This window comes from Streptomyces sp. NPDC027672 (genome assembly GCF_055566335.1).
The window spans coordinates 288,884-306,746 of the sequence record NZ_JBVHSO010000007.1 but is presented as its reverse complement, the minus strand read 5'-3'; the positions used below and the strand labels follow the sequence as shown (position 1 = coordinate 306,746).

The window sequence follows — 17,863 nt, the reverse complement described above, 5'->3', positions numbered from 1 at the left end:
GAATCCGGAAGATCACCTTCACGTGTGGTGTTCGGGAGGTCACGCAGCGGGCATGAACGGCTGTACGAAAACCACCGTGACGGGGAGAGGAGAACGGTGAGCGAGGGAGCCGGCATCCGCACCACCGGGGACCTGCCGGACGACCTGACCGCGAGCGAGGCGGGCATGTGGCAGGCCTTCCGCAACGGCAGTGTCTACGACCTGAGCAGCGGGGACTTCGCCGCGGACGATCCGCACGGCGGGTATCCGTGGGGTCCGGAGCGGACCGTGCGGGCCCGTATCGTCTGCTGGCTGCTGCTGGACGGCCCGCCCGCGCTCGCGGGCCGGGTGTCCGCGCTGAAGCTGGTCGGCGTCCGGATATCCGGGGTGCTGGACGTGTCGGGCGGCCAGATCACGCCGTACGTGGAGCTGACCGGCTGCCGCTTCGACGAGGAGGTCCGGCTGCCGGAGGCCCGGTTCACGACCGTGCGCCTGGCGGACTGCTCGGTGCCCCGCCTGGAGGCGGCCCGGGTGCACACCGAGGGCGACCTGCATCTGCCGCGCTGCCGGTTCCCGGGCGGGGCCCGGCTGACGGACGCGCACATCGGCACCGATCTGCTGCTCAACCAGGCGGTCGTGCACCGCGACCGCAGCGGCCGGTCGATCGCGGCGGACGGCATGACCGTAGGCCAGGACCTCCAGGCGGAGCTGCTGGAGTCGTACGGCGAGCTGAGCCTGCGCGGCGCCCAGATGGGCGGGTCGCTCAGCCTGCGCGGCGCCCGGCTGGCCAACCCGTACGCCCGGTTCGCCCTGAACGCCCCGCAGCTCACGGTCGAGCGCACCCTGTACCTGACCCCGGCCGGCCTGGGCGGCCCGGCGCTGAGCGGCACCACGCCCGCGCGCGGGACCCGCGTCCAGCGCTTCGAGTGCCGGGGCGGGGTGCGGCTGGACGACGGGCGGTTCGGCGACGCCGTCGACCTGGAGCGGGCCCTGTTCGCCTTCACCGACGACCAGGAGCTGTCGCTGCGCCGGGTGCAGACACCGGAACTGCGCTTCCTCGGGGACAAGCCGCAGCACGGCAAGGTCGTGCTGTCCGGCGCGCGGATCGTGAACCTGGTGGACCGCGCGAGCAGCTGGCCGGACGAGGGCAACCTGCACATGGGCGGGTTCGCCTACGAGAACCTGGTGCCGCAGGGCCCGTTCCCGCTGGCCCGGCGCCTGGACTGGGTGGCGGCGGCCACCGCCGAGTACGCCCCGGAGGCGTACGAGCGGCTGGCCGCGGTGCTGCGGGCCGCCGGGGAGGACGAGGACGCGCGCGAGGTGCTGCTCGCCAAGCAGCGCCGGCGGCGCGAGACGCTGCCGCCGGCCGGCAAGGTCTGGGGGTTCGTGCAGGACTGGACCGTGGCCTACGGCTACCGGCCCGGCCGGGCCGCGGTGTGGATGGCGGTGCTGTGGGCGGCGGGCACGCTCGCGTTCGCGCACGCCGACCATCCGCCGGTGAGCCCCGGCGGCCACCCGGCCTGGAGCCCGGCGCTGTTCACGCTGGACCTGCTGCTGCCGGTGATCGACCTGGGGCAGGCCGGCCAGTGGCAGTTGCGCGGCGGCTGGCAGTGGCTGGCGACGGTGATGATCCTGCTCGGCTGGGTCCTGGCGACCACGGTGGCGGCGGGCGCCACCCGCCTGCTGCGCCGTAGCTGAGGCACGGGCCGCGCTCACCCGTGCCGGAGCCGCGGGGCCACCCGCCGCTCACCGCCCGCCCGCCGCGCCACAGCCGTGGCCGGGCCGCCCGCGCCGGAGCCAGCGGCCACCCGTCCCCCACCGCGTGCCGGAACCGGCGGAACACACCCGTCCCTCACCACACCGCCACGAGACGCGCATTCACCCTTTACCGCCCCTTGACCGTCGGCCGTACAACTTTCCGTGACTTGCCCGGAGCCTCTGGCGCCGCCCCGACCTGCGGACTTTCAATGGTCGGCACCATGGCTCTGCTGCCCTCGTTCATCCGCCCCACCCGGATGACCCCCCGCCCCGCACTCCCGGCCGGCCGGCCACCGGCCGGGTACGAGGCCGTGCTCGACGCGCCCGACGACCGCCTCTCCCCCGCACTCGTCGCGGCCGGCCGGGGCGAGTACGCCACCGCGGCCGGACTGCTCGCCGCCACCCGCGCCGCGGCCGAGTGGGAGCTCAGGGACCGGTACGCGCGGCGCCTGGCCGCCTTCGCCCGCTCCCGCCCCGAGTGGTACGAGGCGTGGCGGGCCGCCGCGCCCGACGACCCCGGAGCGCTGCTGGTCGGCGCCCAGCTCGCGGTGGACCGCGCCTGGCCCTCGCCGGCCCGGGCCGAGCTGCTGCGCGAGGTGAGCCCGCTGATCACCGCCGCCGCCCGCGCCGACGACCGCGACCCGGTGCCCTGGCGGATCGCGCTCGACCACGCGCGCGGTTCCGGGGCCGGGCACCGCTACTTCGAGGAGCTGTGGGAGGCGGCCGTCCGGCGCGCCCCGCACCACTACGGCTGCCATGTGGCCGCCCTGCGCTATCTGGCCGCCTCCTGGCACGGCTCCCACCGCGAGTGCTTCGACTTCGCCGACCGGGCCGCGCAGGACGCCCCGGCCGGCTCGCTGGTCCAGGCGCTGCCCGCCCGCGCGGCCTTCGGCTATCTCACCGACGGCTGCGGGGCGGCGGTGCCGCGCGCCCGGCTGGACGCGGCGGCCGACCGCGCGATCGTGCTGTCCGCGCGTCTCCCGGCGGCCGACCCGGCGCCGGCCGAGGTCCGCAACAAACTGCTGTACGTGCTGCTGCGGCTGGACCGCCGCAAGGACGCCCGGACCCAGTTGCGCCTGATCGGCCCGTACGCCACGTCGTTCCCGTGGGACCGGTTCTCCGACGACCCGCTCGGCCACTTCCTGCGGCTGCGCGAGCACCTGGAGACGGCGGCCGGACCGGCCCCGGCCGGGCTTCTGACGGTGCCGCCGGGGCTCGTCGGCGGGCACGGCGGACACGGCCCCGCCGCCGACCACTAGGCTGGGGCGCCGTGACCACCGCCCGTCTCCCGCTCTTTCCGCTGAACTCGGTGCTGTTCCCCGGGCTCGTGCTGCCGCTCAACGTCTTCGAGGAGCGGTATCGCGCCATGATGCGCGATCTGCTGAAGACGCCCGAGGACGAGCCGCGCCGGTTCGCGGTCGTCGCCATCCGCGACGGCCACGAGGTCGCGCCGAGCGCCCCGGGCATGCCCGACCCCACCGCGCTGCCCGCGCGGGGCCCGGCCGCCGGCTTCGGCGCCGACCCGCTGCGGGCCTTCCACACGGTGGGCTGTGTGGCGGACGCGGCGACCATCCGGGAGCGGCCCGACGGCACCTTCGAGGTGCTGGCGACCGGCACGACCCGGGTGCGGCTGCTGTCCGTGGACGCCTCGGGTCCGTTCCTCACCGCGGAGCTGGAGGAGCTGGCGGAGGAGCCGGGGGACGAGGCCGGCCCGCTGGCCGAGGACGTGCTGCGGTCCTTCCGGCGGTACCAGAAGCGGCTGGCGGGCGCCCGCGAACGCTCGCTGTCCACCGGCGCGGAGCTGCCGGACGACCCGGGCGTGGTGTCGTACCTGGTGGCCGCCGCCATGGTGCACGACACGCCGACCAAGCAGCGGCTGCTCCAGGCGCCGGACACCGCGTCCCGGCTGCGGGACGAGCTGAACCTGCTGCGCGCGGAGACGGCCATCATCCGTGGCCTGCCGTCGCTGCCCGCGTTCGAACTGACGCGGACGCCGACGAGCCTGAACTGAGGTACCGGGACGGTACCGGGGCGGGGTACCGCCGACGAGGTACCGGGACGAGAGCGAGGGAACCGCACTCCTGATGGCGAAGAAGGCGAAGAAACAGCAGTCCGGGGGCACACCCGCGACGGTGGCGCTGACGGCGGCGGGCGTGGAGTTCACCGTCCACGCCTACGAGCACGATCCGTCCCACCCGTCGTACGGCGAGGAGGCGGCGCAGGCGACGGGCGTCCCGCCCGAGCGCGTCTTCAAGACGCTGGTGGCCGACGTGGACGGCTCCCTGGTGGTCGGCGTGGTCCCGGTGGCCGGCTCGCTGGACCTGAAGGCGCTGGCGGCGGCGGTGGGCGGCAAGCGGGCCGCGATGGCCGACCCGGCCCTGGCCGAGCGCACCACGGGCTACGTCCGCGGCGGCATCTCCCCGCTCGGCCAGCGCAAGAAGCTGCCCACGGTCCTGGACGACTCCGCGCGGGCGCACGCCACGATCTGTGTGTCGGCGGGACGGCGGGGTCTGGAGGTCGAGCTGGCCCCGGACGACCTGGCGAAACTCACGGAAGCGGTGCTGGCGCCCATCGGACGGGGCTGACGGGCTCACGCCCGGCTCCGGCCGCCCGTCGGCACGTACGCGAGCACGGCCCGCCGGTCAGGCGGGCGGCTCCTGGTCGCGGGGGCCGAACAGCGCGGTCAGGCCGAGGTGGGCCAGCAGCCCCGCGAACGGCCAGGCCAGCAGCGCGCCCTTCGCCGACAGCTTCAGCGGCGCCGGGAACGTCACGCCCTTGCCCACGGCCCGCGCGTGGGCGAGCACGTCGGACGCGGGGCCCAGCCAGACGCCGAGCCGCCAGGCCAGCAGCGAGCCGAGCAGGCCGCCGAGGCCCAGCGCCACCGCCAGCGGCACTCCGCCGCGCCGCTGCAGCAGGAACACGGCGACCGCGCCGACCAGCCCGAACCCGAGCCCCAGCAGCGTGAACGTGCCGTCCACCCCGACGGCCTGCTCGCCCTCGGAGTCCTTCAGATAGACGACCCAGTTCCCGTCCAGCTCGTCGCCGACCAGCGGCACATGCGGCGCCAGCCACCACCACAGCAGCCCGAGCAGCACCCCGCCGAGCGCCGTCGCCACCGTGATCACGGCGGCCTCGCGCAGTTCCGTCCGCATCCCGGGACCGTCCTGTTCCCGCCCGTGCCCGGCGAGCGCCCCGGCGGGCGGCGGCTGCCGGACCGGGTGCGCGGAGTCGTCGTGCGGCGGCGGTGGCGGAGTCAACGGTGCGGTCACCCTGCCATCGTGCCAGGTCGTCCTGTGGGCCGCGTCACCGGACGGCGGCCCTGCGGTAGGCCCGGGTCGCCACGGCCAGCGAGAGCACGCCGACCCCCGCGCACACGCCGAGGTCGACGAGGACGACGGCCCAGTCCGGGTGGGCGCCGAAGGTCCGCGCGTACGCCTCCACGCCGTAGGTGGAGGGCAGCAGATCGCGGGCCAGCCGGATCACCTCCGGCATCCGGTCGGCGGGCAGCACGCCCAGCAGCAGCGCCGCCGACATGCCCAGCTGGCCGAGCAGCGTGGCCAGCTCCGGCCGGGGCGCGAGCAGCCCGCAGGCGGCGCCGAGACCGGCCAGCGCGGCCCCGGCGAGCGGGACGACGGCCAGCAGGACCCACAGGTTGGTCAGCGGCAGCCCGAACAGCACACAGCCGAACACGGCGGTCACCAGGGTGCCCGGGACGGTGAAGGAGGCGTACGCCGCCGCCGCGCCCAGCACCACGGCGGCCGGCGGCACCGGCAGGGTGGCGTAGTGGTCGAGCCCGCCGCTGGCCCGTAGCTGCCCGAAGTACTGCGACAGCAGGTTCAGCGCCACATAGGCGACGACCAGTACGGCCGACCCGGCCACCACGGACTGGGCCTCGGGGCCGCTGTCGACGACCCCGCGCATCATCACGGCGATGCCGACCGACTGGAAGGTCGCCACGAACAGCAGCGGGATGCGCGCCACCCGGGCCCGGGACAACTGCGCCCGGTAGACGGCCGCCAGCGACGGCCACAGCCGCGCGGGCGGGCCCAGCTCGGCCGCGCCGGGCGCCGGCTCCGGCACGGCCCGGGCGCCGCCCGGCAGGACCTCGGCGGGTACGACACTCACGACGAGCTGCTCCTCATTCCCTACGGCGGTCGCACCGGCACCCGCGCGTCGCGGGGACCGTCCGCTCACGCCCTCACCAGTCCCTGCCGGGCCTCGCCGCCCAGCGCCAGGTAGACGTCCTCCAGGCTGGGCGTGGCGAGCGTGAAGTCGTCCAGGGCGGCGAAGGCGGCCCCGCCGGTCACCGTGGCGACGACGGCGCGGGCCTCCTCGGGCGCGAGCCGCAGCGTCCAGCGCCGGCCGGACTCCGCCGCCCGCTCGCGCAGGACGGCCACCTCGGGCACCTCCAGCGGCGCCCGCTCCCGCCACACCAGCTCCACCCGCACCTCGCCGGCGACCCGGGCCTTGAGCCCGGCCGGGCTGTCGCAGGCGATGACCCGGCCCTGGTCGAGCACCGCGACCCGGTCCAGGACCGTCTCGGCCTCGATGACGTTGTGGGTGACCAGCAGCACGGTCGTGCCGTGCTCGGCCCGCCGCCGGTCCACGGCCGCCCACACCGCGCGCCGGGCCACCGGGTCCATGCCGGTGGTCGGCTCGTCCAGCACGAGCAGCGGGCGGCGGCCGACGAGGGCGGCGGCGAAGCAGGCGAGCCGGCGCTGTCCGCCGGACAGCTTCCGCAGGGCCCGGCCGGCGATCGGGGTCAGCCCCAGCTCCTCCAGCACGGCGTCCCGTTCGGCCCGGGCCCGGCGTGCGTCCAGGCCGCGCAGGCGTCCGGTGGTCTCGACGGCGAGGGAGACGGTCAGCTCGTCCAGGGCCGAGGACTCCTGGCCCAGGTAGGCGAGGAGGCGAGCGGCCCGTTCCGGGTGCCGCACGATGTCGTGGCCCAGGATCTCCACGCTGCCCGTGTCCGGCCGCAGCAGTCCGGTGAGCTGCCGTACGAGGGTGGACTTGCCGGCGCCGTTCGGGCCGAGCAGCCCGAAGACCTCGCCGCGCCGCACGTCCAGTTCCACCCCGTCGGTGGCCCGCACCGGCAGGGTGGCCGGCGTGCCCCGGCGGCCCTTGACGGCCGGGTAGGTCTTGGCGAGTCCGCGCACGCGTACGACCTCGTCGTACCGAAGTGCCTGTCCCGCGCGCGTCATCACAAAGGACGAGCCTACGGGGTCGGGGGGCTTTACTCGCCTTTGGGGGCGGGTACGGGGGCACCGGCCGGGGCGGGCCGGGAGCGGCCGCGGGACCCGGCCGGCCGGATTCAGTCGGCGGCGGAGGGCTGCTGGTCGGCCGCCGCCGGGATGTCGAACTCCCGCCAGAACCCCGCCCGGATGGCGTAACGGTCGTGCTCGTCGATCTGGTCGTCCTTGTGCGCGAGCAGTCCGAAACGCGCCGCGTACCGCAGCAGCTCGCCGTCGATCCGGTGCGGGATGCGCGGATACATCTGCGACAGCCGCTGGAGGTGGCTCTGGTCGCCGAGCCGGGAGATCCAGCGGCGGGCGAAGACCTGCCCCACCTCGTACGGATCGCCGCCGACGGTGGTGATGTCCTCCTCGCGGTCGGCCCACCGCTGCTCGGCCGTGGTGAGCTGGGCCAGGGTCGGCATGGAGGCGGCCTCGGGCGGCTCGGCGGTCACTCCCGGCCGCTCGACCCAGCCCTTGTCGGAGGACCAGCGCAGGGTCGCGGTCGCCGGGGGCGGCGCGGTCTGGGTGCCGGGGGCGCGCAGCGCGGCCAGGTCCTTGGGCGTGGGGACGCCCTTGGGCGCGGGGACCCGCTCGGGGCTGCCGTTCTCCGTCGCGGCGGGCGGGTGCGCGGACTGCTGCGCGGACCGTTCGGCCGCCGCGAGCGCGGACTCGGGCAGCGGCGCGGAGAGGATCGCGGCGATCTCGGGGCGGGGCGCGGGCGGCGGGGCGCACACGCCGGTCAGCTCCTTGACGCGGACGGCCTGGGTGATCCAGGCGCGGTCCAGCACGCGCCGCTCGTCGGCCTCGGCGACCAGGTCCTCGGACTGGTTGTAGTCGCCGTCGGCGGCCTGGACGGCCCACAGGTGGACGGCGACGCCGTGCTCCTTGGCGGCCATCATCCCGGGCAGCAGATCACCGTCGCCGGTGACGAGGACGACGTCCGAGCAGGCGCGGTTGCGGGCCAGTTCGGTCAGTTCGGCGTGCATGGCGGCGTCGACGCCCTTCTGCGCCCAGCGTCCGTCGCTCCGGGTGAGGGCGCCGAGGCGGACGGTGACCCGGGGCATCACCCGCAGCCTGCGGTGCTCCGGCTGGGGGACCCGGTCGGGGGCGCCGTCGAACCAGTAGATGCGCAGCAGCGGGCGCCCGGTGTCGGACTCCGCGCGCTCCCGCAGGGCCAGGATCAGCGCCGCGTGGTCGACGGTGATCCGGGACCGCGAGGGCTCGCCGGCGAGGAGGCTGGCGGCGGCTCCCAGCAGATACCCGGCGTCCACCAGGACGATGCAGCGGTCCACGCGACTCACCCTCTTCCCGGGAGGCTTTGCTTCGGACTTCCTTCGAGTCTGCCCGACCACGCGGAGGTTAACGGCCCGAACTCGATCATCGGCGTGGCGTTTGCCGGTTCCCGTCGGCCCAGCTTCCCTGTCACACACGGTAATTATCCGACATGCGGCTGATGTCGGCATATGTGAATCTGGTCCCGGCTCTGGCCCCCAGATCCCCCACAGGAGGCAGATCACCATGGCCAAGAACAAGAACCGCAAGCAGGCCGGCCCGCAGAACCGCACCCCGCGGACCGAGCACGCCCAGCGGCCCGCGGCGGAGGAGCACGCCGATTCGCCGGTGTCGCACATCCAGGGCGGCCCGGCGGACGCCACGCGCAAGAAGCAGAAGAGCTTCGGCCACAACTAAGGGCAGTTGACGCCCGGACACGGAAGGGGCGCACCCGTGGCGGGTGCGCCCCTTTTCCGTCGCGGGACTCAGCCGGCCAGGCAGGACGGGCCGAGGAGCACCTTCAGGTCGCCGAAGAGGGCCGGGTCGGGCTTGACCCGGTGCCGGTCCAGGCGCAGCACCGTGGTCTTGCGCGGGCCCTGGAGCTTGATCCGCACCTCGCTGTCGCCCTTGTGGTGGCTGAGGATCTCACCGAGGCGGCTGACCATCGGCGGTGTCACCTTCACCGCCGGGATGGTGAGCACCACGGGCGCGTTGGTGCCGGCGTTGGACAGGTCCGGGACCATCAGCTCCATGGCGACCAGCCGGGGCACGTCCTCGCGCTTGTCGAGCCGGCCCTTGACGAACACCACGGCGTCCTCGACCAGTTGGGTGGAGACGAGCTGGTAGGTGGCCGGGAAGAACATGCACTCGATGGAGCCCGCGAGGTCCTCCACGGTGGCGATCGCCCAGGCGTTGCCCTGCTTGGTCATCTTGCGCTGGAGACCGGAGATGATGCCGCCGATGGTGACCACCGCGCCGTCGGCGTGCTCGCCGCCGGTGAGCTGGGCGATGCCCGCGTCGGCCTTGTCGGCGAGGACGTGTTCCAGGCCGAAGAGCGGGTGGTCGGAGACGTACAGACCGAGCATCTCCCGCTCCTGGGCGAGGAGATACGTCTTGTCCCACTCGTCGGTGGAGAACTCCACGTCGAGTCCGAAGCCGGGCTCGCTGCTGGTCTCCTCGCCCATCCCGCCGAAGAGGTCGAACTGGCCCTCGGCCTCCTTGCGCTTGACCGCGACCACGTTGTCGATCATCGGCTCGTACTGTGCCGTGAGGCCCTTGCGGGTGTGGCCCATCGAGTCGAAGGCGCCGGCCTTGATCAGCGATTCGGTGGTGCGCTTGTTGCAGACCACCGCCTCGACCTTGTCCAGGTAGTCGGGGAAGGAGGTGTACTTGCCCTTCGCCTTGCGGCACTTGATGATCGACTCGACGACGTTGGTGCCGACGTTGCGCACGGCGGACAGGCCGAAGAGGATCACGTCGTCGCCCTGGGCGGCGAAGTTCGCCTCCGACTCGTTCACGTTCGGCGGGAGCACCCGGATGCCCATGCGGCGGCACTCGTTGAGATAGACCGCCGACTTGTCCTTGTCGTCCTTCACGGAGGTCAGCAGGGCGGCCATGTACTCGGCGGGGTGGTTCGCCTTCAGGTACGCCGTCCAGTACGACACCAGGCCGTACGCGGCCGAGTGGGCCTTGTTGAACGCGTAGCCGGCGAACGGGACCAGCACGTCCCACAGCGCCTGGATCGCCTCGTCGCTGTAGCCGTTGCCGCGGGCGCCGGCCTGGAAGATGACGAAGTTCTTCTCCAGCTCCTCCGGCTTCTTCTTGCCCATCACGCGGCGCAGGATGTCGGCCTCGCCGAGCGAGTAGCCCGCGATAATCTGGGCGGCCTTCTGCACCTGCTCCTGGTAGACGATCAGGCCGTAGGTGACGTCCAGGACCTCCCGGAGCGGCTCCTCCAGCTCCGGGTGGATCGGGGTGATCTCCTGCTGGCCGTTCTTGCGCAGGGCGTAGTTGGTGTGCGAGTTCATGCCCATCGGGCCCGGCCGGTACAGGGCCGAGACGGCGGAGATGTCCTCGAAGTTGTCCGGCTTCATCAGCCGCAGCAGGGACCGCATGGGGCCGCCGTCGAACTGGAAGACGCCGAGGGTGTCGCCGCGCTGGAGCAGTTCGAAGGTCGTGGGGTCGTCCAGCGGCAGGGACAGCAGGTCGATGTCGAGGCCCTTGTTGGCCTTCACCATCTTGACCGCGTCGTCCATGATCGTGAGGTTGCGCAGGCCCAGGAAGTCCATCTTCAGCAGGCCGAGCGACTCACAGCTCGGGTAGTCCCACTGGGTGATGGTCACGCCGTCGGTGTGCCTGACCCAGACCGGGACGTGCTCGGTGATGGTCTCGCTGGACATGATCACGCCGGCGGCGTGCACGCCCATCTGCCGGACCAGGCCCTCCACGCCGCGCGCGGTGTCGATGACCTTCTTCACGTCCGGCTCGTTCTCGTACATCGAGCGGACCTCGCCCGCCTCGCTGTAGCGCGGGTGGGCGGGGTCGGTGATGCCGGACAGCGGGATGCCCTTGCCGAGGACGTCGGCGGGCATGGCCTTGGTGATGCGGTCGCCCATCGCGTACGGGTAGCCCAGCACGCGCGCGGAGTCCTTGATCGCGTTCTTGGCCTTGATGGTGCCGTAGGTGCCGATCATGGCGACCTTGTCGGCGCCGTACTTCTCGGTCACGTACCGGATCACCTCCACGCGCCGGCGCTCGTCGAAGTCGATGTCGACGTCGGGCATGGAGATGCGCTCGGGGTTGAGGAACCGCTCGAAGATCAGGCCGTGCGGGATCGGGTCGAGGTCGGTGATGCCGAGGGCGTAGGCGACGATCGAGCCGGCCGCGGACCCCCGGCCGGGGCCGACGGCGATGCCCTGGCGCTTGGCCCACATGATGAAGTCGGCGACCACGAGGAAGTAGCCCGGGAACCCCATCTGGATGATGACGTCCATCTCGTAGTCGGCCTGCTTCTGGCGGTCCTCCGGGACGCCGTCCGGGTAGCGGCGGTCCATGCCGCGGCGGACCTCCTCCTGGAACCAGGTGACCTCGGTGTAACCCTCCGGGATGTCGAACTTCGGCATGAGGTCGCGCTTCTCGAACATGCCGGTGGTGTCCACCATCTCGGCGATGAGCAGCGTGTTGGCGCAGCCCTCCTGCCAGGCGTCCGAGGAGTCGATGGCGTACATCTCGTCCGTGGACTTCAGGTAGTAGCCGGTGCCGTCGAACTTGAAGCGGTCGGGGTCGGAGAGGTTCTTGCCGGTCTGGATGCACAGCAGGGCGTCGTGGGCGCCGGCCTCGTGCGCGTACGTGTAGTGGGAGTCGTTCGTGACCAGCGGCGGGATGCCCAGCTTCTTGCCGATCTCCAGCAGGCCGTCGCGGACCCGGCGCTCGATCTCGATGCCGTGGTCCATCAGCTCCAGGAAGTACTTGTCCTTGCCGAAGATGTCCTGGTACTCGGCGGCGGCCTTCAGGGCCTCGTCGAAGTGGCCGAGGCGCAGCCGGGTCTGCACCTCGCCGGAGGGGCAGCCGGTGGAGGCGACGATGCCCTCGGACCACCGGGCGATGGTCTCCTTGTCCATCCGGGGCCACTTCTGCAGCCAGCCCTCGGCGTAGGCGTCGGAGGAGAGCCGGAAGAGGTTGTGCAGGCCGGTCTTGTTCACGGCCCACATCGTCTTGTGGGTGTAACCGCCGGAGCCGGAGATGTCGTCCCGCTTCTGGTGCGGCTGGCCCCAGAGGATCTTGCGCTTGTTGCGCCGGGACTCGGGAGCGACATACGCCTCGATCCCGATGATCGGGGTGATTCCGGCCTTCTTCGCGGAGTGGAAGAAGTCGTACGCCCCGTGCAGGTTGCCGTGGTCGGACATGGCGATGTGCGTCATGCCCATCTCGTTGCACGCGTTGAACATGTCCTTCAGCCGCGCGGCACCGTCCAGCAGCGAGTACTGGGTGTGGACGTGCAGGTGCGTGAAGGGCGGCTTCGACACGGTTTGGCCTCCAACGGAAACACGGACGACGGGCGGGCGGACGGTTGCGGGGGTCAGCGTCGAAGTCTATGCCTCGCCGCCGACAGCGGCCGACGGGCACGGCCCGCGGCGCCCCGGGCACCAGCGCGTACCTTCGTGCGTTGGAGACGGCAGACACACTGTCGTACGAGTGACGTACCGCACCAGGAGGCACCCCGCGATGTCGGTCCCCCAGCTCGACGAGGAGCAGCGCGGCGAGGAGATCCTCGCCGTCTTCGACACCGCCTTCGGCCGGCTCCTGGCCGCCGACCCGGCCGCGTTCCGGGTGAAGTTCCGGAAGATGGCGGCCTCGGCGTTCGCGTTCTACCGGGGCACGGCGTGCCTCTTCTACCACGACCTGGACGCCGGGCGGGCCGACGGGGACGCGCCGAGCGGTCCGTACCTGGACGAGCGCACCTCGCGGGTGTGGATCCACGGCGATCTGCACGCGGAGAACTTCGGCACGTACATGGACGCCAACGGCCGCCTGGTCTTCAACGTCAACGACTTCGACGAGGCGTACGTCGGCCCCTTCACCTGGGACCTGAAGCGTTTCGCGGCGTCGGTCGCGCTCCTCGGGTACGCGAAGGCGCTCAGCGACGCGCAGATCTCCGAGCTGGTGACGGTCTACGCGCACGCGTACCGCGAGCGGATCCGCTCCCTGGCGACGGGCGTCCGGCAGGACGAGGTACCGCCGTTCACGCTGGACACCGCGGAGGGGCCGCTGCTGGACGCGCTGCGCGACGCCCGCGCGCTGACCCGGTTCGGGCTGCTGGAGTCGATGACCGAGATCCGTGACTTCGAGCGCCGCTTCGCCGCGGGGGGCGGCGCGATCGAGCTGGACGCGGCCACCCGCTACAAGGTCCTGGCGGCCTTCGACGGCTATCTGGAGACGCTGCCGGACTCCTCCCTGGCCCGCCCGGACTCCTACCGGGTGAAGGACGTCGTGGGCCGCCGGGGCATCGGCATCGGCTCTGCGGGCCTGCCGTCGTACAACATCCTCCTGGAGGGCCACAGCGACGCCCTGGAGAACGACGTCGTGATCTACATCAAGCAGGCCCAGACGCCGGCCGTCTCCCGGCACCTGACGGATCCGGCCGTCGCGGGGTACTTCCGGCACGAGGGCCACCGCACGGTGATCTCCCAGCGCGCCCTCCAGGCGCACGCCGACCCGTGGCTCGGCTGGACCGAGCTGGACGGTGCCGGCCAGCTCGTCGCCGAGGTCTCGCCGTACGCCGTGGACCTGGGCTGGGACGACATCGACGACCCGGCGGAGATCGCCGCCGTCGTCGCCGACCTGGGCCGGGCCACCGCCGCCATGCACGCGGCGGCGGACGACACCTCCGGCGAGTCGCTGGTGCCGTTCTCCACCGAGCGGGCCATCGACGCGGCGATCGCGGCCGACGAGGAGGGCTTCGCGCCGCTGCTGGTGGACTTCGCGCACGGCTACGGCGCCCGCGCGCGGGCCGATCACCGCGTCTTCGTCGACCTGTTCCGCAACGGCCGGATACCGGGGCTGTAACGGCCGCCGGTTCACAGGCGCCCTTTAGGGGTCTTTTACCGGTCTCCGTGCCAGACTCTTCTTTCGCTATGGACATATCCGGGACCCAGCTCAGAGCCGTGCGCGCGGCGCTGTTCACGGCCTTCGTCGTGACGCTCGGCACCGCGTCGCACGTGCTGCTGTCCCGTGTTCCGCTGCCGGCGGCGACCGTGGGCGCGGTCGCCGCCGGGGTGTTCGTCACGGCGTACGCGCTGGCGGGCCGCGAGCGGGGCTTCGGCCGGATCGCGGCCCTGCTGGTCCCGCTGGAGCTGGCCGCCGACACGGTGTTCACCACCGGCCAGCACGCCTGCTACGGCCGGGCGGGCGGCCCGGTCGCCGGTCCGCTGCGCGCGGTCGGCCTGGACGTGCTGTGCGAGGGCCCGGTGGGCGGCCCGCTGGCCCGGATGGCCGGCGGTCCGGAGCGGACCGGCGCGCTGCTGGCGCAGGCCGGCCCGGCCGCGGCCTGGCTGCTGCTGGCCGCGCACCTGTGCGTGGGGCTGCTGGCCGCCGCCTGGCTGCGCCGGGGCGAGCGGGCGCTGGGCCAGTTGCTGCGCGCGGTCGCCGCCACCACCTTCCGGCCGCTGCTGCTGGCGGTGGCCGCGGTCACCGTACGGCCGCTGCCGGCCCGCCGGCCGGCCCGTCCGGCCCCGCCCCGCGCCGCGGGCCCCGACCGGCTCCTCGTGCACTCCCTGGGACGGCGTGGACCGCCGTGCTCACCGGCCTCCGCCTGAGCACGACCAGTCCCCACACGTATCCCGCGTACGACCTGTGCGCGTCCCACATGGAGATCAGACATGAGCAAGCGGAACAGCCAGTCGGCCAAGACGGCGGCCCGGGAGCGGCTGCGCCAGGAGCGCGAGCGGCAGGCCCAGCGCGCCAAGGTCAGGCGGCAGCTCACCGTGGCCGGCGCGGTCGTGGCCGTCCTGGCCGCAGCCGGCGGCATCGGCTACGCGGTCGTCCAGGCCAACAAGCCCGCCCACTGGGAGGCGGCGAAGGACGACAAGCTGGTCAAGCCCGCCCACACCTCGGGCGCGGACGGCACGACGGTCGTCCTCGGCAAGGCCGACGCCAAGAAGACCCTGGTGATGTACGAGGACCCGCGCTGCCCGGTCTGCGCCACGTTCGAGCAGACGGTCGGCCCGACCGTCAAGAAGGACCTGGACGCCGGCAAGTTCAAGATCCAGTACGTCGGCGCCACCTTCCTCGACAAGGGCATGGGCGGCGAGGGCTCCAAGAACGCGCTGAGCGCCCTGGGGGCCGCGCTCAACGTCAGCCCCGAGGCGTTCGCCGAGTACAAGTCCGCGATGTACTCGAAGAAGTGGCACCCGGAGGAGACCACCGACAAGTTCAAGGACGACTCCTACCTGATCGAGATCGCCGACACCGTCCCCGCCCTGAAGGGCAACGCGGCCTTCCGCAAGGACGTGCGGGACGGCACCTTCGACCGGTGGGCGCTGGAGGAGTCCGAGATCTTCGACAAGGACGGCATCTCGGGCACGCCGACGCTGAAGATGGACGGCAAGGTGCTGACGGGCGCCGACGGCAAGAACGCGCCGATGACCGTGCAGGAGTTCGACACCGCGCTCGCGGCGGCCCTCAAGGGCTGACCGACACCGGGGAGAACGGCGGGCGAACTTTCGGCAGTTCGTCCGCCTGGGTGGGTACCGGTCAGTAACCTGATCGACCGTGACCAGTCGATACAGATCAGCCGGGGCCGCTCCGGACCCCGGCCCGCTCGCGCCCCGTCGCCGTACGGTCGTCAAGGCCGCCGCGGCGGCCGCCGTCCTGGCCGGCCCGCTGGCCGCCGCGCGGCCGGCCCGCGCCGCCACGGGCGTTCCCGCCTTCCTGCACGGTGTCGCCTCCGGCGACCCGCTGCCCGACGGCGTCCTGCTGTGGACCCGGGTGACCCCCGTCCCGGAGGCGATACCGGGTTCCGGGCTCGGTCCGGACACCGAGGTCGGCTGGGTCGTCGCCCGGGACAGGGCGCTGACGGACGTCGTCGCCCGGGGCACCACCACCGCGACGGCCGCCTCCGACCACACCGTCAAGGCCGACATCCGGGGCCTGGCCCCGGCCACGGACTACTGGTTCCGCTTCTCCGCGGGCGGCACCGACTCCCCGGTGGCGCGCACCCGCACCGCGCCGGCGGCGGACGCGGTCGTGACCGGCCTGCGCTTCGGCGTGGTGTCCTGCGCCAACTGGGAGGCGGGCCGCTTCGCCGCCTACCGCCACCTCGCCGCCCGCGGCGACCTGGACGCCTGGCTGCACCTCGGCGACTACATCTACGAGTACAAGTCCGGCGAGTACGGCACCCGGGGCACGGTCGTGCGCCCGCACGCCCCGGCGGGCGAGATCCTCACCCTCGCCGACTACCGGCTGCGGCACGCGACGTACAAGACCGACCCCGACCTCCAGGCCCTGCACCTGGCGGCGCCGGTCATCGCGATCTGGGACGACCACGAGTTCGCCGACAACGCCTGGGCGGGCGGCGCGGCCAACCACACCGAGGGCGCCGAGGGCACCTGGGCGGCCCGTCAGGCCGCCGCCAAGCAGGCCTACTTCGAGTGGATGCCGGTCCGCCCGGCCGTCGCCGGCACCACCTACCGGCGGCTGCGCTTCGGCAGGCTGGCCGACCTGTCCCTGCTGGACCTGCGCTCGTTCCGCTCCCAGCAGGCGGCCACGGCCAACGGCTCGGTGGACGACCCGGACCGCACCCTCACCGGCCGGGCCCAGCTCGACTGGCTGAAGGCCGGCCTGCAAGCCTCCGACACCACCTGGCGGCTGGTCGGCAACTCGGTGATGATCTCGCCGTTCGCCATCGGCTCGCTCACCGCCGACCTGCTCAAGCCGCTGGCGAAGCTGCTCGGCCTGCCGCAGGAGGGCCTCGCCCTCAACACCGACCAGTGGGACGGCTACACCGACGACCGCCGCGAACTGCTGGCCCACCTGCGCGCCCACGGCATCCGCAACACCGTCTTCCTGACCGGTGACATCCACATGGCGTGGGCCAACGACGTGCCGGTGGACGCGGGCACCTATCCGCTGTCGGCGTCGGCGGCCACCGAGTTCGTGGTGACCTCGGTCACCTCCGACAACCTGGACGACCTGGTGAAGGTGCCCGAGGGCACGGTCTCCGCGGTCGCCGCACCGGTCATCAAGGCCGCCAACCGGCACGTCCACTGGGTGGACACGGACCGGCACGGCTACGGCGTGCTCGACCTGACCGCCGAGCGCGCGCAGATGGACTACTACGTCGTCTCCGACCGCGCCGACGCGCACGCCACCGCCGGCTGGGCGCGTTCCTACCGCACCCGCAGCGGCACCCAGCGGATCGAGCGGACGTACGACCCGGTGTAGCCGCTCAGCCGAGCGTGCCGAGGAAGCCGAGCGCCACCCGCCAGGTGGCCTCGGCGGCCTCGGCGTCGTAGTCCGGCAGGCCGGGGTCGGTGTAGAGGTGACCGGCCCCGGCGTAGCGGTAGACCTCCACGTCGGCGCCCGCCCGGCCCATCTGGAGGTACCAGGCGCTCAGCCAGTCGTCCGTCTCGAACGGGTCAGGCTCGGCCACGTGCAACTGCACCGGCAGCTCGTCCACCCGCGCGTTCGGCGCGATGTCCGACGTGCCGTGCAGGAGCAGCAGGCCGCGCGCCTTGTCGTCGCCGAGGGCCAGGGTCTGGGCGACGGACGCGCCGAGCGAGAACCCGGCGTACACCAGCCCGCGGTCGGAGTACGGCGCCGCCGCCAGCACGGCCCGCTTCAGCAGTTCGTCCTTGCCGGTCCGCTCCTTGAACTCCATGCCGTCCTCGACGGTGTCGAACGTGTGCCCCTCGAAGAGGTCCGGCGTCCACACCTCGTGGCCCGCCGCGCGCAGCCGGTCCGCGGCCTCGCGCACCGCCGGCCGGAGCCCGTAGGTCGAGTGAAAGAGCATGATGTTCATGAGGCCATGGTGCCAGCCGGGCCGGCCGGAGCCGTAGCGCGGCCGTACCCACGTGCGCCGGGAAGACACATGTTCATGCCCGCCGAAGCCGGTTACGTTCGGA

Annotated in this window: 15 protein-coding genes; 9 read left to right on the top strand and 6 right to left on the bottom strand. The window is 73.1% G+C overall.

Translation table 11 applies throughout. The features are described from left to right. Window positions 1-96: 96 nt before the first annotated feature. From ACZ4SV_RS19400 to ybaK, 4 genes are all read left to right on the top strand, one after another. The gene (locus ACZ4SV_RS19400) at window positions 97-1,677 is read left to right on the top strand and encodes an oxidoreductase (protein ID WP_468005707.1); all 1,581 of its coding nucleotides are present in this window, start codon (window positions 97-99) and stop codon (window positions 1,675-1,677) included. A gap of 269 nt (window positions 1,678-1,946) precedes the next feature. Then, the gene (locus ACZ4SV_RS19395) at window positions 1,947-2,996 is read left to right on the top strand and encodes a hypothetical protein (RefSeq protein WP_468005705.1); all 1,050 of its coding nucleotides are present in this window, start codon (window positions 1,947-1,949) and stop codon (window positions 2,994-2,996) included. Between the two features lie 11 nt (window positions 2,997-3,007). Next, window positions 3,008-3,748, top strand: coding sequence for an LON peptidase substrate-binding domain-containing protein (locus ACZ4SV_RS19390; RefSeq protein WP_397940651.1), 741 nt, complete (start codon window positions 3,008-3,010; stop codon window positions 3,746-3,748). Window positions 3,749-3,821: 73 nt separating this feature from the next. Beyond that, entirely contained in the window at window positions 3,822-4,322 is a 501-nt protein-coding gene (gene ybaK, locus ACZ4SV_RS19385) for a Cys-tRNA(Pro) deacylase (RefSeq protein ID WP_468005703.1), read from the top strand. Between the two features lie 57 nt (window positions 4,323-4,379). Here ybaK and ACZ4SV_RS19380 read toward each other — a convergent pair whose 3' ends face one another. The 4 genes from ACZ4SV_RS19380 to ACZ4SV_RS19365 form a co-directional block, all read right to left on the bottom strand. Then, entirely contained in the window at window positions 4,380-5,006 is a 627-nt protein-coding gene (locus ACZ4SV_RS19380) for an AAA family ATPase (RefSeq protein WP_468005701.1), read from the bottom strand. 34 nt (window positions 5,007-5,040) lie between these two features. Beyond that, on the bottom strand, window positions 5,041-5,862 hold the full coding sequence (locus ACZ4SV_RS19375; RefSeq protein ID WP_365872347.1) for an ABC transporter permease: 822 nt from the start codon (window positions 5,860-5,862) through the stop codon (window positions 5,041-5,043). A gap of 65 nt (window positions 5,863-5,927) precedes the next feature. After that, window positions 5,928-6,938, bottom strand: a complete 1,011-nt coding sequence (locus ACZ4SV_RS19370; RefSeq protein WP_468005851.1) for an ABC transporter ATP-binding protein — start codon at window positions 6,936-6,938, stop codon at window positions 5,928-5,930. A 110-nt stretch (window positions 6,939-7,048) separates the two neighbouring features. Continuing rightward, window positions 7,049-8,263 carry an NYN domain-containing protein gene (locus ACZ4SV_RS19365; protein WP_365872351.1) on the bottom strand — a complete coding sequence of 405 codons (1,215 nt, stop codon included), beginning with the start codon at window positions 8,261-8,263 and terminating at the stop codon, window positions 7,049-7,051. Between the two features lie 226 nt (window positions 8,264-8,489). Between ACZ4SV_RS19365 and ACZ4SV_RS19360 the strand changes: the two genes are divergently transcribed. Continuing rightward, window positions 8,490-8,660: a hypothetical protein gene (locus ACZ4SV_RS19360; protein WP_365872353.1), complete on the top strand. Its 171-nt coding sequence runs from the start codon at window positions 8,490-8,492 to the stop codon at window positions 8,658-8,660. 68 nt (window positions 8,661-8,728) lie between these two features. Here ACZ4SV_RS19360 and dnaE read toward each other — a convergent pair whose 3' ends face one another. After that, on the bottom strand, window positions 8,729-12,268 hold the full coding sequence (gene dnaE, locus ACZ4SV_RS19355) for a DNA polymerase III subunit alpha (RefSeq protein WP_365872355.1): 3,540 nt from the start codon (window positions 12,266-12,268) through the stop codon (window positions 8,729-8,731). Window positions 12,269-12,467: 199 nt separating this feature from the next. On the opposite strand from dnaE, the gene ACZ4SV_RS19350 reads away from it, so the two are divergent. From ACZ4SV_RS19350 to ACZ4SV_RS19335, 4 genes are all read left to right on the top strand, one after another. Then, on the top strand, window positions 12,468-13,808 hold the full coding sequence (locus tag ACZ4SV_RS19350) for a DUF2252 domain-containing protein (RefSeq protein ID WP_468005698.1): 1,341 nt from the start codon (window positions 12,468-12,470) through the stop codon (window positions 13,806-13,808). Between the two features lie 68 nt (window positions 13,809-13,876). Beyond that, window positions 13,877-14,557, top strand: coding sequence for a hypothetical protein (locus ACZ4SV_RS19345; protein WP_365872359.1), 681 nt, complete (start codon window positions 13,877-13,879; stop codon window positions 14,555-14,557). Between the two features lie 63 nt (window positions 14,558-14,620). After that, window positions 14,621-15,433 (top strand): thioredoxin domain-containing protein, encoded by an 813-nt coding sequence (locus ACZ4SV_RS19340; RefSeq protein WP_468005695.1) that lies wholly within the window; start codon window positions 14,621-14,623, stop codon window positions 15,431-15,433. Window positions 15,434-15,512: 79 nt separating this feature from the next. Beyond that, on the top strand, window positions 15,513-17,183 hold the full coding sequence (locus ACZ4SV_RS19335) for an alkaline phosphatase D family protein (RefSeq protein ID WP_468005693.1): 1,671 nt from the start codon (window positions 15,513-15,515) through the stop codon (window positions 17,181-17,183). 4 nt (window positions 17,184-17,187) lie between these two features. On the opposite strand, the gene ACZ4SV_RS19330 is transcribed toward ACZ4SV_RS19335, so the two are convergent. Beyond that, window positions 17,188-17,760, bottom strand: a complete 573-nt coding sequence (locus tag ACZ4SV_RS19330; protein WP_397940631.1) for a dienelactone hydrolase family protein — start codon at window positions 17,758-17,760, stop codon at window positions 17,188-17,190. Window positions 17,761-17,863 lie beyond the last annotated feature (103 nt).

Excerpts from the sequence above, each read along its gene's own strand:
- ACZ4SV_RS19395 (WP_468005705.1), top strand. The coding sequence starts at position 1,947 with ATGGTCGGCACCATGGCTCTGCTGCCCTCGTTCATCCGCCCCACCCGG.
- ACZ4SV_RS19345 (WP_365872359.1), top strand. The coding sequence starts at position 13,877 with ATGGACATATCCGGGACCCAGCTCAGAGCCGTGCGCGCGGCGCTGTTC.
- ACZ4SV_RS19360 (WP_365872353.1), top strand. The coding sequence starts at position 8,490 with ATGGCCAAGAACAAGAACCGCAAGCAGGCCGGCCCGCAGAACCGCACC.
- ACZ4SV_RS19340 (WP_468005695.1), top strand. The coding sequence starts at position 14,621 with ATGAGCAAGCGGAACAGCCAGTCGGCCAAGACGGCGGCCCGGGAGCGG.
- ACZ4SV_RS19330 (WP_397940631.1), bottom strand. The coding sequence starts at position 17,760 with ATGAACATCATGCTCTTTCACTCGACCTACGGGCTCCGGCCGGCGGTG.
- ACZ4SV_RS19370 (WP_468005851.1), bottom strand. The coding sequence starts at position 6,938 with ATGACGCGCGCGGGACAGGCACTTCGGTACGACGAGGTCGTACGCGTG.
- ybaK (WP_468005703.1), top strand. The coding sequence starts at position 3,822 with ATGGCGAAGAAGGCGAAGAAACAGCAGTCCGGGGGCACACCCGCGACG.
- ACZ4SV_RS19350 (WP_468005698.1), top strand. The coding sequence starts at position 12,468 with ATGTCGGTCCCCCAGCTCGACGAGGAGCAGCGCGGCGAGGAGATCCTC.